At 72.8% G+C, this 14,627-nt stretch carries 12 protein-coding genes; 10 read left to right on the top strand and 2 right to left on the bottom strand.

The annotated features are described in order from the left end of the window. Window positions 1-180: 180 nt before the first annotated feature. The gene (locus O7595_RS05425; RefSeq protein WP_269727583.1) at window positions 181-1,125 is read right to left on the bottom strand and encodes a YhjD/YihY/BrkB family envelope integrity protein; all 945 of its coding nucleotides are present in this window, start codon (window positions 1,123-1,125) and stop codon (window positions 181-183) included. A gap of 236 nt (window positions 1,126-1,361) precedes the next feature. On the opposite strand from O7595_RS05425, the gene O7595_RS05420 reads away from it, so the two are divergent. From O7595_RS05420 to O7595_RS05375, 10 genes are all read left to right on the top strand, one after another. Continuing rightward, the gene (locus tag O7595_RS05420) at window positions 1,362-2,036 is read left to right on the top strand and encodes a GAP family protein (protein ID WP_269727582.1); all 675 of its coding nucleotides are present in this window, start codon (window positions 1,362-1,364) and stop codon (window positions 2,034-2,036) included. Window positions 2,037-2,291: 255 nt separating this feature from the next. Beyond that, a complete protein-coding gene (locus O7595_RS05415) occupies window positions 2,292-2,756 on the top strand; it encodes a DUF6325 family protein (protein ID WP_269727581.1) in 465 nt (154 codons plus the stop codon). A gap of 105 nt (window positions 2,757-2,861) precedes the next feature. Beyond that, entirely contained in the window at window positions 2,862-3,185 is a 324-nt protein-coding gene (locus tag O7595_RS05410) for an SHOCT domain-containing protein (protein WP_269727580.1), read from the top strand. A gap of 12 nt (window positions 3,186-3,197) precedes the next feature. Beyond that, a complete protein-coding gene (locus tag O7595_RS05405) occupies window positions 3,198-4,589 on the top strand; it encodes a chloride channel protein (protein ID WP_269727579.1) in 1,392 nt (463 codons plus the stop codon). Window positions 4,590-4,597: 8 nt separating this feature from the next. Further along, window positions 4,598-5,512, top strand: a complete 915-nt coding sequence (locus O7595_RS05400) for a cyclase family protein (RefSeq protein WP_269732375.1) — start codon at window positions 4,598-4,600, stop codon at window positions 5,510-5,512. Between the two features lie 169 nt (window positions 5,513-5,681). After that, window positions 5,682-7,265, top strand: a complete 1,584-nt coding sequence (locus tag O7595_RS05395; RefSeq protein WP_269727578.1) for a GMC oxidoreductase — start codon at window positions 5,682-5,684, stop codon at window positions 7,263-7,265. Between the two features lie 190 nt (window positions 7,266-7,455). After that, complete coding sequence (locus O7595_RS05390) at window positions 7,456-8,250, top strand: SDR family oxidoreductase (protein ID WP_269732374.1); 795 nt, start codon at window positions 7,456-7,458, stop codon at window positions 8,248-8,250. Between the two features lie 42 nt (window positions 8,251-8,292). Then, on the top strand, window positions 8,293-9,804 hold the full coding sequence (locus O7595_RS05385) for a cytochrome ubiquinol oxidase subunit I (RefSeq protein WP_269727577.1): 1,512 nt from the start codon (window positions 8,293-8,295) through the stop codon (window positions 9,802-9,804). Further along, window positions 9,801-10,853, top strand: coding sequence for a cytochrome d ubiquinol oxidase subunit II (locus tag O7595_RS05380; RefSeq protein ID WP_269727576.1), 1,053 nt, complete (start codon window positions 9,801-9,803; stop codon window positions 10,851-10,853). The genes O7595_RS05385 and O7595_RS05380 overlap by 4 nt, the downstream gene beginning before the upstream one ends. Window positions 10,854-10,863: 10 nt before the next feature. Continuing rightward, window positions 10,864-12,663: a cation:proton antiporter gene (locus O7595_RS05375; RefSeq protein ID WP_269727575.1), complete on the top strand. Its 1,800-nt coding sequence runs from the start codon at window positions 10,864-10,866 to the stop codon at window positions 12,661-12,663. Between the two features lie 13 nt (window positions 12,664-12,676). Here the strand turns inward: O7595_RS05375 and O7595_RS05370 are convergent, their stop codons facing one another. Beyond that, entirely contained in the window at window positions 12,677-14,554 is a 1,878-nt protein-coding gene (locus O7595_RS05370) for a glycoside hydrolase family 15 protein (RefSeq protein WP_269727574.1), read from the bottom strand. Between the last annotated feature and the right edge of the window lie 73 nt (window positions 14,555-14,627).

Genomic DNA, 14,627 nt, shown 5'->3' with positions numbered 1-14,627 from the left:
GCCGTCCCCCACCGCCCCGCCCCACTCCCGCGCGGCCGGGTGCGGTCGCCGACCGCCTTTCCGCGCGGCTCGGCGCCCGTGCCTGCCCGCGGTCACTCGTCCCCGTTCGCCTCTCCGCGCGGCTCGCCCTTTCGGGCCGTTCGCCTTTCCGCGCGGCCCGGCGCCCGTGCCTGCCCGCGGTCAGTCCTCCCCGCCCGCCCTTCCGCGCCGCCACCCGGCGTCGGCCGCGGTCCAGCTCGGGCCGGTGTCACCGAGTCTTCGCGCGAGCCACGGCTCCCTCGCCAGGACCGCCCCGGTCGTGACACCGAGCGCGATGGCGACACACAGCACGATCAGCCACGACAGCAGGGTGAAGACCGTGCCGACCGTCCCGTACTCGGACAGGCTCTTGTCGATGGCGCGGGGCATGTAGTACTTGCTGCCGATGAACAACGCCGTCACGGCGAAGCCCGTAAGCACCGCACCGGGCAGTAGCGGCCGCCACCCGACGAGCCCGCCCAGCAGCAGATGCTGGGACCACCACCACAACAGGATCTGCGACAACATGGTGACCGGGACGGCCAGCCACAGCCCGAGTCCGAAGCCCTCGCGCACCGGCCCCTGGATCAGCAGCACGGACAGCCACACCCCGATCCACGCCAGCCAGCGCCAGGGAGCGATCCGCACCCCGGACCTCGGGACGAGCCAGGCCCGCTTGCACAGCCGCTGCATCGCCCGGCTGCAGGCCGTGGCGGACAGCAGCACCATCAGCGCACCGATCAGGCCGGTGGCCTCGCGGAGGTTGTCGTCCGTGGCCCTGTACACCTGTTCGAGCAGGTCCTTCGAGGCCCCGGTGAGTCCGAAGATCGCCGACACCGAGCTGACCAGCTGATCGCGTACCGCCTCGGGGGCGAACGACCCGACCACGAACAGCAGCGGCACGGCGGTGAGGAAGCACTGCGCGGCAAGCCGGGTGGCGGAGTCGAAGATGTTGACCGAGATCATACGGGCCGTCAGATGGGTGACGACGGGGAAGCGGGTCTCGGTGCGTTCGGCCGCCGACCGCGCGGAGGCCCCCCACGACGTGAAGCGTCCCGACCACCACGACGGGCGGAGGAAGGCCGGAGCCCGGCGCCGCGTGGTCATGGCCTGCTCCTTCCCTGCCACCAAGAGTGCGGGAGCCGGACCGCACCGGCATCTCGGGACGGAGCGCTCGCCTGCCGCCCGGGGGAGCGCGGCGCTCTGTTTGCGGGCGGACATCACCGGAGGTGACCATGGACGGAGCGGGCCGGAAACGGCCCGCGTTCGAGCGGGGCGGCCGGCGGCACGGTCCCGGCCCGCGAGCGGCCCGCACGGCGTGGGAACCCGCCGGAGGGAGCGTCATGGTCCTCGACTTGCTGCTCATCGCCGTCGCCATCACCCTCGACCCGCTGCCCATCATGGCCTTCGTGCTGGTGCTCTCCGCATACCGGGGCGTGTGGCGGGGACTGGTCTTCATCCTGGCCTGGCTGGCCTGTCTCGTCGCCGTGATCGCCATGGTGCTGCTGTTCACCGGCGGTCAGCCGCCGCCGCCCAGGTCGCCGCCCTCCACGGTCGCCCTCGCGGCCAAGCTCGCGATCGGCGTCGGGCTGGTCGGGTACGGCGAGTACCGCCGGCGCAAGCGCCGGGAACCCCCCGTGGCCGCCGAGCCACAGGGCCGGGCCAGGCACGCGGCCGACCCGCACGGCGGTTCGGGCCGGATCTCGCCCTGGTCGGCTGCCGCCCTCGCCGTCTTCCTCCAGCCCTGGGGCCTGGTCGCGGCCGCCGCGACCGTCGTGGTGCGTGCGGACCTCTCCCACTTCGCGTCCTACGCGGCCCTGTTCGGGTTCTGCCTCCTCGCCACCGCCAGTCTGCTCACGGCCGAGCTGTACACGGTGTTCGCGCCCGAGGCGGCGGGGGTGCGGCTGAGGCGGCTCCGGAGCTGGCTGCAGGAGCACCAGGAGCCCGCCATCATCGTCGGCTGCCTGGTGATGGGCCTGTGGCTGACGGGCAACAGCATCTACCAGCTCACCGCCTGAGGGGAGCCCTCGGCCGCGGAGACCCGGTGCCGTGGCCGCCGGCAGGAGCTCGGCACGTCCGGACCGGACCCGGTCGCGGGAGCCGGCCGAACGCCCCTCGTACCGGCCGGGGCGCGGGCCACGGCGGCCACCCGGCCGGAGGTGCGAAGCATTCGGGCGAGTGCTCCAATGGCTTACGGGACGCGCCCCGAGGGCGCGCCGAGCGTTCGGCAGGCGAGCCGCCCCGGACCGCTGATGCGCTCGCAAGGAGTGGTCATGAGCGATGACTTCGAAGAAATGGGACCCGTCGACTACCTGGTGGTCGAATTCCCGGGCAACCGCATGACGGGCGAGGGCCTTCCGCTGCTCGTCGACCTCGTCGACCGGAAGATCATCCGCATCCTCGACCTGCTGTTCGTCCGCAAGGACGCCGACGGCACCGTCACGGCCCTGGAACTCGCCGACCTGGACGGCGACGGCACGCTGGACCTGACCGTCTTCGAAGGAGCATCCTCCGGCCTGCTCGGCCAGGACGACGTCGAAGAGGCCGCGGCGGCCGTCGAGCCGGGCAACTCCGCCGCCGTCCTCGTGTACGAGAACAGCTGGGCCGCGCCGCTCGCCCGCGCCATGCGGCGCAGCGGGGCGCAGCTGGTGGCGGGAGGGCGGATTCCCGTCCAGGCCCTGCTCTCCGCGCTGGACGAGGTCGAGGGCGGGTCCGGCCGGGGAACGTCGGCGGCCTGAGCACCGGACGGCCGGCGCCGGACGCACTCCGCCCCTGGGCGGTTCCGTCGCAGCGCCGCCGTCACACACACCGGAGACCTCGCCTCACCCGAACGGGAGGACGACATGCCCCGCCTCATCCGCAGCGTGGTCCGCACCGCCGCCATCGCCGGCACCGCCACGGCGGTGTCCAACCGCGTGTCGCGCCGGCAGTCGGGCCGCTGGGCCCAGCAGGACCAGCAACAGCAGGACCAGCAACAGCAGCAGGCCCAGGCCCCGGGTGGGGCGGCGGCCCCGGGCACGTCCCAGGCGGCCGTACCCCCGCCGATGCCGCCCGACGACGACATGGGCCGGAAGATCGACAGGCTCAAGGAACTCGGCGAACTCAAGGCCCAGGGCCTGCTCACCGAGCAGGAGTTCGCGGCCGAGAAGCAGAAGGTCCTCGGCTGAGGGCCGCCGCCGATGACGCAGCCGCAGGCCGGGCCGGAGCGGGAGAACGCCGCGCCCGGGAGCCCCCGGCCGGAGCCCGACGTGCTGCGCGGTCTTCTGCTCAGCGCCTCCTACCGCCGGGTTCTGCTGTTCTCCGCGCTCATCGGGATCCCGATCTCGCTGATCGCGTTCTGGTTCCTCGTCGCGCTGCACCAGCTCGAGCACCTGATGTGGGACCACGTGCCGAAGGCGCTCTTCGGGAGCCCGGTCCCGCCGTGGTGGTGGCCGCTGGTGCTGCTCCCGGTCGCGGGACTGATCGTCGGCCTGGTCGTGACCCGGCTGCCCGGCGCGGGCGGCCACGTCCCCGCCTACGGGCTCCAGCCCGGCGGTGCCTCGGCCAAGGCCCTGCCCGGCGTGGTCATCGCCGCCACCGCGAGTCTGCCGCTCGGCGCCACCCTCGGCCCCGAGGCACCGCTCATCGCCCTCGGCGGCGGTCTCGCGCTGCTGTTCCGCAACCTCGCCCGCGGCAATGCGACGTCGCAGAACACCGCACTGCTGGGCGCCGCCGGTGCCGGGGCGGCCATCGCCGTCGTGCTCGGCAACCCGGTGATCGCCGCCGTACTGCTGATGGAGATCATCGGCGTGGGCGGTCCCCGACTGGTCGCGGTCATGCTCCCGGCGCTGCTGTCGAGCGGCGTCGGCTCACTGGTGTTCACCGGCTTCGGCCGCTGGACCGGGCTGCAGACGGGCAGCCTCCGGCTGCCGTTGTCCGGGGGCTTCCCGCATCTCGACGCCGGGGACGTGGGCTGGACCCTGCTCATCGGCGCGGTCGTCGGGGTGTTGGTGCACGGGATCCAGGTCGGCGGAAGGCTGGCGGCCGGTCTCGTCCGCACCCGGCCCGTGCCCTTCACCGTCCTCTGCGCCCTGGGCGCGGGCGTCTGCGCGGCCCTCTACACCGGGATCACCGGCCGGACCCCGGCCGACGTCGCCTCGTCCGGCCAGAGCACGATGGTGCAACTGGCGTCCGACCCGGCCTCCTGGGGGATCGGGGCGCTCGTCGCCGTCCTCGCCTTCAAGGGCCTCGCGTACGCGCTGTGCCTGGGCAGCCTCCGCGGTGGTCCCATCTTCCCGGCGCTGTTCCTGGGGGCCGCGACCGGCGTCCTGCTGGCGCCCCTGCCCGGTCTCGGCGTGATCCCGGGCATGGCGGCCGGCATGGCCGCCTCGGCCGGCGCCGCACTGCGCCTGCCCGTCAGCAGCGTGGTGCTCGTGGCCCTGCTGCTCGGCAGCATCTCGATGACGCCGGTGGTGATCCTGGCTGCGGTGGTCGCGATCACCACCACCGAACTGTTGCCGGGGGCCCACGGGGCGCCGCCACCGGAGTCGGCTCCGGCGACCTCGGCCGGCGCGGCCCGGGGAGCGTCGTGAGCGGGAGCATGAGCGCCGAGGCGTTCCGGGCCCTCTGCGAGCGGGTCCGCGAGCGGACGAGGCGCGGCCCCGACGACCGGCGCGGCACCCTGGGCCACCTCACCCCCGCCCGGGTGGTGGCGGCGACCCGCGAGGTCATGACCGGGCGGACGGTCTCGCTCTCCGCACCCGTGGACACCCGGCCCGGCCCCGACAACCCGGAGCCGGCCCGGCACCGGATGACGGCGCCCGGCCCCGGTCGGCAGCCGTCCGCAGGGCTGGCCTTCGCCCTCGACCGCTTCGCGATGAACGTGCACGGGGACGCCGACAGCCACCTCGACGCGCTGTGCCACGTGCTGTTCGACGGAACGCTGTACAACGGCGTGCCGGCCGGCAGTGTGACCCCGGAGGGCGCCACCGAGCTCGGTGTCGACGTCGTACGCGACGGCGTCGTGGGCCGAGGAGTGCTCCTGGACATCCCCCGGCTTCGGGGAGTGTCCTGGCTGGAGCCGGGGGACCAGGTCACCGCCGCCGATCTGGCAGCCGCCGAGGCCGCCCAGGGGGTGCACACCGGACCCGGGGACGTCCTGCTGGTCCGGGTGGGCCACCGGCTCAGACGCCGGGAACTCGGTCCCTGGAACGCCGCGGAGGCACGCGCCGGACTCCACCCGGAGGCCGTCGAGTTCCTCGTCGACCGGCGCGTCGCGATGCTCGGCAGCGACGGCAACAGCGACACGGCACCGAGCACCGTGGAAGGAGTCGACTTCCCCGTCCACGTCCTGACCGTCCACGCCCTCGGGATGCACATCATGGACTATCTGCAGTTCGAGGAGCTGGCACCGGTCTGCGAGCAGGAGGGCCGCTGGAGCTTCCTCTGCGCGGTCGCGCCGCTGCGGCTGCCGGGGGCCACCGGCTCGCCCGTCAACCCGGTCGCCGTCCTGTGAATCCCCGTCCCGTGACGCCGCCTCAGCGAAGCCGGTCCCCGGCCGGGAGCCAGTGGAGCAGACCCCCGACGCCGCCCCCGGCCCCCACCCCCCGACGCCGATCCCGAGACCCCCGCATCCGGGCCGGAACCCCGGTCCCAGGCCCGGACCCGCGAGAACGGTGGCTGCCATGACCGAATCCCCGCACTACGACGTCATCGTCATCGGCACCGGAGCCGGCGGCGGCACGCTCGCCCATCGGCTCGCCCCCACGGGGCGCCGCGTCCTCCTGCTGGAACGCGGCGGCTACCTCCCCCGGGAACGCGACAACTGGGACTCCACCGCCGTCTTCGTCAAGGGCAAGTACCGCGCGCCCGAGTTCTGGTACGACAAGTACGGCAACACCTTCCCGCCGGAGGTCAACTACTACGTCGGCGGCAACACCAAGTTCTACGGAGCGGCCCTCTTCCGGCTGCGCCCGGAGGACTTCGGCGTACTGCGCCACCACGGCGGCGTGTCCCCGGCGTGGCCGCTGAGCTACGAGGACCTGGAGCCGTACTACACCCAGGCCGAGCACCTCTACCTCGTGCACGGCAACCACGGCGAGGACCCCACCGAGGGCATGGTGAGCGGCCAGTACCTCCACCCGCCCGTCGCGCACGAGCCCCGCATCCAGCGGTTGAGCGACGACCTGGAGAAGCTGGGGCTGCACCCCTTCCACCTGCCCATCGGGGTCAACCTCGTCCAGGACCGCGACGGCCGGGCCACCCACTCCAGCGTCTGCATCCGGTGCGACCGGGTCGACGGCTTCCCCTGCCTGGTGCGCGGCAAGTCCGACGCCCAGGTCATCTGTGTGGAGCCCGCCCTGGAGCACCCCAACGTGGAGCTGATCACCGACGCCCGCGTGACCGGGCTGGAGACCGACGCCACGGGCCGCAGCGTCACCACGGTCGTCGCGGAGCTCTCCGACGGAACCGAGGCCCGGTTCTCCTCCCACCTCGTCGCCGTCGCCTGCGGCGCCGTCAACACCGCGGCCCTGCTGCTGGCCTCGGCCGGCGACCGGCACCCGGACGGGCTCGCCAACAGCTCCGGCGTGGTGGGCCGTCACTACATGCGGCACAACAACATGGCGCTGATGGCGGTGTCGAAGGAGCCCAACGACACCCGCTTCCAGAAGACCCTCGCCCTGCACGACTGGTACCTGGGCGCGGACGACTGGGAGTACCCCCTCGGCGGCATCCAGATGCTCGGCAAGTCCGACGCCGAGCAGATCCACGGCGAGGCACCGCGCTGGGCCGGCGCCGTGACGCCCGGGATGCCCTTCGAGGTGCTGGCCCACCACGCCGTCGACTTCTGGCTGTGCGGCGAGGATCTGCCCGACCCCGGCAACCGCGTCACCCTGGACCGGGACGGCGGCATCCACCTCGCGCTCGACGAGAAGAACAACATCACCGCGCTCAACCGGCTCCGCCACAAACTCCAGGGCATGCTCGGCCGGCTGGGAATGCACGAGCACCATCTGCTGCCGCACAGCATCTACCTGCACAAGGGCATGCCCATCGGGGCGACCGCCCACCAGGCCGGCACCGTCCGCTTCGGCAACGACCCGACGAGCTCCGCCCTGGACGTCAACTGCAAGGCCCACGACCTCGACAACCTCTACGTGGTCGACACGAGCTTCTTCCCGAGCATCGGCGCGGTGAACCCGTCGCTCACCGCCATCGCCAACGCCCTGCGCGTCGGGGACCATCTGGCCGAGCGGCTCCGCGGCTGAGCCGACCGGGCGAACATCGGCCATCCAACGGCCCACGCGGCCGTGCGCTGTCCGCCCGGCGGCCCGCGCCGGTGGTTCCGTTGCGCGCGGGTTCCGTCCGTCGCCGCCTCGGCCCCGGGCCGTAGGCAGGCACGTCCCAGGAGGCATCGTGAATTCCCAGGCCGGAGCGGCACCGTACCCGGTTCCGCAGCTGCTGAAGGGTCAGAAGGCGCTGGTCACCGGCGCCAACTCGGGCATCGGGAAGGCGACGGCGATCGCCCTCGGCCGGGCCGGCGCGGACGTCGTCGTCAACTTCGTGGCCGGTCAGGAGGCGGCCGACGCGGTCGTCAAGGAGATCACCGCCGCCGGAGTGCGCGCCTACGCCCACGAGGCCGACGTCTCCGACGAGGAGCAGGTCGTCGCGATGACGCGGCGGATGGTCGAGGAGTTCGGCACCATCGACATCCTCGTCGCCAACGCCGGCCTCCAGCGGGACGCCGCGCTCACCGAGATGACGCTCGCCCAGTGGCAGAAGGTCATCGACGTCAACCTCACCGGCCAGTTCCTGTGCGCCCGGGAGGCGGTCAAGGAGTTCCTGCGGCGCGGCGTCGTCCCCGAGGTGTCGCGCGCCGCCGGGAAGATCGTCTGCATGAGCTCGGTCCACCAGATCATCCCCTGGGCCGGCCACGTCAACTACGCCTCCTCCAAGGGCGGCGTGCAGATGATGATGGAGACCCTCGCCCAGGAGCTCGCGCCGAAGAAGATCCGGGTCAACGCCGTCGCGCCGGGCGCCATCAAGACCCCGATCAACACCGACGCCTGGGACACGCCCGACGCCGAACGGGACCTCCTCACGCTCATCCCGTACGCCCGCGTCGGGGAGCCCGACGACATCGCGCACGCCGTCGCCGTCCTCGCGTCCGACCTCATGGACTACGTGGTGGGCACCACGCTGTACGTCGACGGAGGCATGACCCTCTTCCCCGGGTTCGCCACCGGCGGCTGACGCCGCGACCGACCTCAAGGGCTCCGACGACCGAAGGCACACATGCACAATCCGGTATCCCTGCCGGCCGGGGCGCACCTGCTGCTCGCGGAGGCACCCGCCCAGCTGCTCCCGGCCCGGGAGCTGATGGCGTTCACGCTCGCCTCCCACATCATCCTGGTGCCCATGGGAGTGGCGCTGCCGCTGATCACACTGATCATGCACTACCGCGGGCTGCGCCGGAACGACCCCACCGCCCTGCTGCTCGCCCGGCGGTGGTCGGCCGTCATGGCCGTCCAGTTCGCCGTCGGCGTGGTCACCGGCACCGTGCTCTCCTTCGAGTTCGGGCTGCTCTGGCCGGGGCTCATGGGCCGCTGGGGGGACGTCTTCGGCATCGGGTTCGGCGTGGAGGCATGGGCGTTCTTCCTGGAGGCCGTCCTCATCGCCGTCTACCTCTACGGCTGGCGACGGCTGCCGGCGCGGACGCACTTCCTCCTCGGGGTGCCGCTGCCGGCCACCGCCCTGCTGGGGGCCTTCGGGATCCTGGCGGCCAACTCCTGGATGAACACCCCCCGCGGCTTCCGGCTCGACTCCGCGGGCAACCCCGTGGACGTCGACGTCTGGAAGGCGATCTTCACGCCGATGTTCGGGCCGCAGTACTGGCACTTCGTCGTGGCGATGTTCCTGACGGCCGGGTACGTCGTCGCGGGGGTCTACGCCGTGGGGATCCTGAAGGGCCGCAGGGACCGCTACCACCGCCTCGGATTCGCGGTCCCGTTCACCGTCGCCGCGGTCCTCACGCCCGTCCAGTTCGTGCTCGGCGACTCCATCGCCCGCTCCGTGTTCCACGAGCAGCCGGTGAAGTTCGCCGCGATGGAACTGGTGTGGGAGACCGACACCCACGTGCCCGAGTACATCTTCGGCCGGCTGCACCCGGACGGCACCGTCACCGGCGGCATCAAGATCCCCCAACTCGACTCCATCCTCGCGGGGTTCCGGCCCGACACCGAGGTCACCGGCCTCACCTCCGTGCCCGCCTCCGACCGGCCCAACCCCACCCAGGCCACGATCGCCCACTGGGCCTTCGACATCATGGTCGTCATCGGCTCGCTGATGATGCTCCTCGTGCTCTGGTACGCGTGGGTGGTGTGGCGCAGACGGAAGCGTCCCGCGGCCGAACGGCTCCCGGATTCCCGGTGGTTCTACCGCAGCGCGGCCTGTGCCGGGGTCGCCTCCGTCATCGCCGTCGAGTGCGGCTGGATCACCACCGAGGTGGGGCGACAGCCCTGGATCGTGTACCAGAACATGCGGGTCGCCGAGGCGGTCACGGCGACCCGTTCCTCCACCCTCTGGATCATGTTCGGCGTCGTGATCGTCGTGTACGTCTTCATCTTCGGCTCCTTCCTCGCGGTGCTGCTCAAGATGCGCACCCGGTGGCGGCTCGCGGACGCGGCGGCGGGGACGGGCCCCCCGGCCGAGGCCCCGGAGACCGGTACGCCCTACGGCCCTCGCGGTGACGTGCCGGACGCGGCCGCCGGCGCCGGGGCCCGGGCGGGCGAGGGCGGTACGCCATGACGACCGCAGGCATCGTCGCCCTGGTGCTGCTGCTCGCCGTCGCCGCCTACGCCTGCGCCGGAGGCACCGACTACGGCGCCGGGTTCTGGGACCTCACCGCGGGCGGCGCCGAGCGGGGCAAGCGGCCGCGGTGGCTGATCGACCACGCCATGGCACCCGTGTGGGAGGTCAACAACGTCTGGCTGATCTTCGTCCTCGTCATCATGTGGACCGGATTCCCGGTGCTGTTCCAGACGGTGTTCTCGTCGATGTGGCTGCCGCTGGCCCTCGCCGTGGTCGGCCTGGTCCTGCGGGGCGCCGGCTTCGCCCTGCGCAAGCCGATCAAGCGGGTGGCCGGGCGGCGGCTGTACGGCGCGATGTTCGCCGTCTCCTCGCTGCTCACCCCGTACTTCCTCGGCGCCGCCGTCGGCGGCGTCGCCTCCGGCCGGGTCGCGCCCGGCACCACCGCGTCGGCGGACGCCTGGGCCAACCCGACGTCCTTCTTCTTCGGGCTGCTCACGGTGACGGCCACCGCCTTCCTCGGCGCGGTGTTCCTCTCCTGCGACGCCGAACGCTGGGACGCCCCCGACCTCGTCGGCTACTTCCGGCGCCGGGCGCTGGCCTCCCTGGCCGTCGCCGCGCTGCTCGGCGTGGCCGCCCTCTTCGTCGTCCCGAGCGACGCCCCCCACCTGTGGAGCGGGCTCACCCGGGGAGCCGGGCTCGTGTTCGCCCTCGTGGCCGTGGCCTGCACGGTGGCGACGGCGGTGATGCTCCTGCGGGGACACGCCCGCTGGTCCCGTTTCACCGCCGTGGGCGTGGTCGCCGCTTCCGTCCTCGCCTGGGGCGTCGCCCAGCGTCCCTACCTCATCCCGACCTCGCTGACCGTCGAGGACGCGGCGGGCGCTCCCTCGACGCTGGTGTGGCTGCTGATCGTCACCCTCGTCGCGGTGCTCCTCGTCGGGCCGGCCCTCGTCCTGCTCTACTGGCTCGACACCCACGGAGAGCTGGAGTCCCTGTCCGAGTCCGATCTCCGGCAGGGCGGGGGCGCCGGCCCCGCCGGGAGCGAGTGACGGCCCCGTCGTGCTGCCCCCCGACCAGTTCCTCCTGGGCATCGCCCTGACCGTGCTGCTCGCGGTCGGCTCCCAGATCGTCGCGAGCAGGCTGCGCATTCCGGCGCTGATCCTGCTGCTGCCCGCCGGCTTCACGGCCGGCGCCCTCACCGACGTCGTCCACCCGGAGAAGCTGGCGCCGGACAACTTCTCGTCCATCGTCTCGCTGTCCGTCGCGGTGATCCTCTACGACGCCGGGCTGGGCCTGCGGCTGCGTCAGCTGCGGGGCGCCACCCGCTCGGTGGTGCGCCGGCTCCTGCTCCTCGGCGTCCTGGCCACCTGGGCGTCCGTCACGGCTCTCGCCCCCGCGCTGTTCGGCGTGCCCTTCCCCGTGGCCGTGCTGCTGGGCGCCGTCCTCGTCGTCTCCGGGCCGACGGTGGTGGGGCCGCTGCTCGACCACGTGCGGCCTCCGGACGGGGTGCGGCGCATCCTGGTCTGGGAGGGGACGCTCGTCGATCCCGTCGGGGCCATCCTCGGCGCGCTCGTCCTGCACTCGCTGCTCGCCGGCGACTTCCGGCTCGACAGGGGTTTCCACCCGGGTGAGTTCCTGCTCAGCTGGCTGGTCGGGCTGGCGGGCGGCGCGGTGGGTGCCGCGGTGCTGTGGTTCCTCCTCCACCGGCTCCGGCTCGGCGAGACGCTGGGCACGCTGGCCCAACTCGCCACGGTGGTCGCGGTGTCGGCGGGCTGCGACGTCGTGCGCGACGACACGGGGCTGATCGCCGCGGTCGTCGCCGGGCTCGCCGTCGCCAACCTCCCCGGCCTGGGCATGCCGGCGCGGCGCCCCTTCTTCGAGACCCTGGTACAGCTCATCATCGGGCTGCTGTTCGTGACCATCTCGGCGGGGGTGACCCCGGCGTCCGTCCGTCCCGTCCTGCTGCCCGCGCTCGGCCTGATCGGCGCGCTCGTCCTGGTGGTCCGGCCGCTGGTCGCCTGGCTCTCCACCCAGGGGCGCGGACTGCCGTACGGGGAGCGCGCGTTCATCGCCTGGATGGCGCCGCGCGGCATCGTCGCCGCCTCCACGGCGTCCGCCTTCGCCGCCACCCTGGCCGGCTCGGGGCTGTCCGGCACGGACAAGATCCTCCCGGTCACGTTCCTGGTGATCGTGGGGACCGTCCTGGTCTACGGGCTGACCGCGGCACCGGTCGCCGCCGCGCTGGGCGTCAACCGGTCGGCCCGCGCCCGGCCGCTGCTCGTGGGCGGGCGGCCCTGGTCGGTCGCACTGGCCCGGTGCCTGAAGTCCGCCGGGCTGGACGTCGCGATGTGGACCGCGACGGAGGAACAGCGGCAGCGCGTCCGGCAGGCCGGGATCGAGCCGGCGCCGGGTGACCTCCTGGCCGCGGCCACCGACCCGTCCGGGCGCATCGAGGGCGTCACCGCCGTCCTCCTGCTCACCGACGACGACGACTTCAACGCGCTCGTCTCCGTCGTCGCACAGGACAGCGTCGACGGACCGGTGCACCGCGTCGGCCCGCCGCCGGACGGGACGGGCGCGGTCGCGACCCGCACCGGCCCGGACGTGCTCTTCGGTCCGGGCCTGGGGCGGGACGTGCTGGCGGCCCGCCACGCGCGGGGCGACCGGTTCACGGTGGGCGCGCCGGGCGAAGCCCCGACGCCCGGTCACGACGCGCTGTTCGTCCTGCGGGCCGACGGCCGTCTGGACCCGGTCACCGAGGAACGGCCCGCGCGGCCCGGCCCGGGGGACCGGGTCGTGCTGCTGGGCCCCGGACCGGACGGGCGGCCCGCGAAGGGCTCGCCCGCCGGGAGCCGGTGAGCGTCGGGGCCGTTCAGAGGTTGGACTCCGCCGGGGCGGTCCGCGTGCGGGCCTCCCCTTGTACGCGGTTGAGCTCCCGGTCCAGTGTGATCGCGGTGTCGATGAACGCCAGATGGGTGAACGCCTGCGGGAAGTTGCCCAGCTGGCGTCCGGTCAGGGCGATCTCCTCGGAGTACAGGCCGAGGTGGTTGGCGTACGTGAGCATCTTCTCCAGTACGAGCCTCGACTGGTTCAGCCTGCCCGCCCGCGCCAGCGCGTCGACGTACATGAACGTGCACAGCGAGAAGGTGCCCTCGGAGCCGGCCAGGCCGTCGGGGGAGGCCTCGGGGTTGTAGCGGTAGACGAGACTGTCGTTCACCAGTTCGCGGTCCATGGCGTCGAGCGTGGCGGTCCACATCGGGTCGTCGGGGGTGATGAACCCCACCGTGGACATCCGTACCAGCGACGAGTCGAGCACGTCGGTGTCGTAGTGCTGCACGAACGCCTGCCGTTGGTGGTTCCATCCGCGGGCGAGGATCTGGTCGTAGAGCTTGTCCCGCTCACCGGCCCAGCGCGCGAGCGAGGCCGGCCGGCCGCTCGCCGCCGCCAGCCGCAGCGCCCGGTCGAAGGCGACCCACGACATCAGACGTCCGTAGGTGAAGTCCTTGCGCCCGCCCCGGGTCTCCCAGAGCCCCTCGTCGGGCTGGTCCCAGTGGTCGCTGAGCCAGTCGAGGAGCGTCCGCAGCGAGGTCCAGCCGCGGTGGTCGAGCTGGATGCCCCGCTCGTGCGCGAAGAAGATGCTGTCCAGCGCCTCGCCGTAGATGTCGAGCTGGAGCTGGGACGCGGCGCCGTTCCCGATCCGGACGGGGCTGGAGCCCTGGTAGCCCTCCCAGTCGTGGAGGATCTCCTCCTCCAGGTCGGAGGAGCCGTCGACCCGGTACATGATGTTCAGCGGCCCCGAGTCGCCGTCGCGGCCCGCCTTCTCGTGGACGCGGTCGCGCAGCCAGCCGATGAAGGCCTGGGCCTCGTCGGTGAAGCCGAGGCCCAGCAGGGCGTACACGGAGAACGACGCGTCGCGGATCCAGGTGAACCGGTAGTCCCAGTTCCGCTCGCCGCCGAGTTGCTCGGGGAGCCCGGCCGTCGGGGCCGCCACGATCGCCCCGCTCGGGGCGTACGTCATCAGTTTCAGCGTGATCGCCGACCGCTCGACCGCCTCCCGCCAGCGGCCCGAGTAGCGGGACTGGCTGAGCCAGTCGCGCCAGAACCGCACGGTGTCGTCGAAGAGCTGCATGAACTCGGCGTGGTGGACGTGCCGCGGCGGGCCGTCGGCGAAGGTCTCCAGCACCACCCCGCGCTCCTGGCCGGCCTCCAGGGTGAGGGTGAAGTGCATGTCGTTGTCGCCCAGGTCGAGGGGGGCCAGCCGGACGTCCCCCGGTTCGCGGACCGCGTGGACCGTCAGCTCCAGGCCGTCGGCGACGAACACCGCCCCGCGCTCGGTGTAGTGCAGCTTGTGCGGGGACCGGCCGTAGTCGAACCGCGGAACGATGTCGACCTTGAAGGTGAGGCTGCCGCGGACGCAGCGCAGCATCCGCACCAGGCGGTGCCGCTGGGTGGCCGTGGAGCCCGTGACCGGCATGAGGTCGACGACCTCGCCCGCGCCCGCCTCGGTCATGAAGCGGGTGACCAGGACCGCGGTGTCGGGAAGGTACAGCTGTTTGGTGGCGTACGTCCGGTCCACCGGAGCGACCTTGAAGTACCCGCCCTTCTCGCTGTCCAGCAGCGAGCCGAAGACGCTCGGTGAGTCGAAGCGCGGGGTGCAGTACCAGTCGATCGTCCCTTGCGTGCTGACCAGTGCCGCGGTCTGCAGGTCACCGATCAGCCCGTGGTCCTCGATGAGGGGGTAGTCGCCCATCCCGAGCCCCTTTCGCCCTGGGTCGCGAGCGGATGCCGCCCCATCAGCTTAGGTAATAGGTGCATTACGGGCT

It is taken from the genome of Streptomyces sp. WMMC940 (assembly GCF_027460265.1).
Taxonomy (GTDB): Bacteria; Actinomycetota; Actinomycetes; order Streptomycetales; family Streptomycetaceae; genus Streptomyces.
Note: the sequence above shows the minus strand (reverse complement) of the source record. Positions and strands in the feature narration are given on the sequence as shown.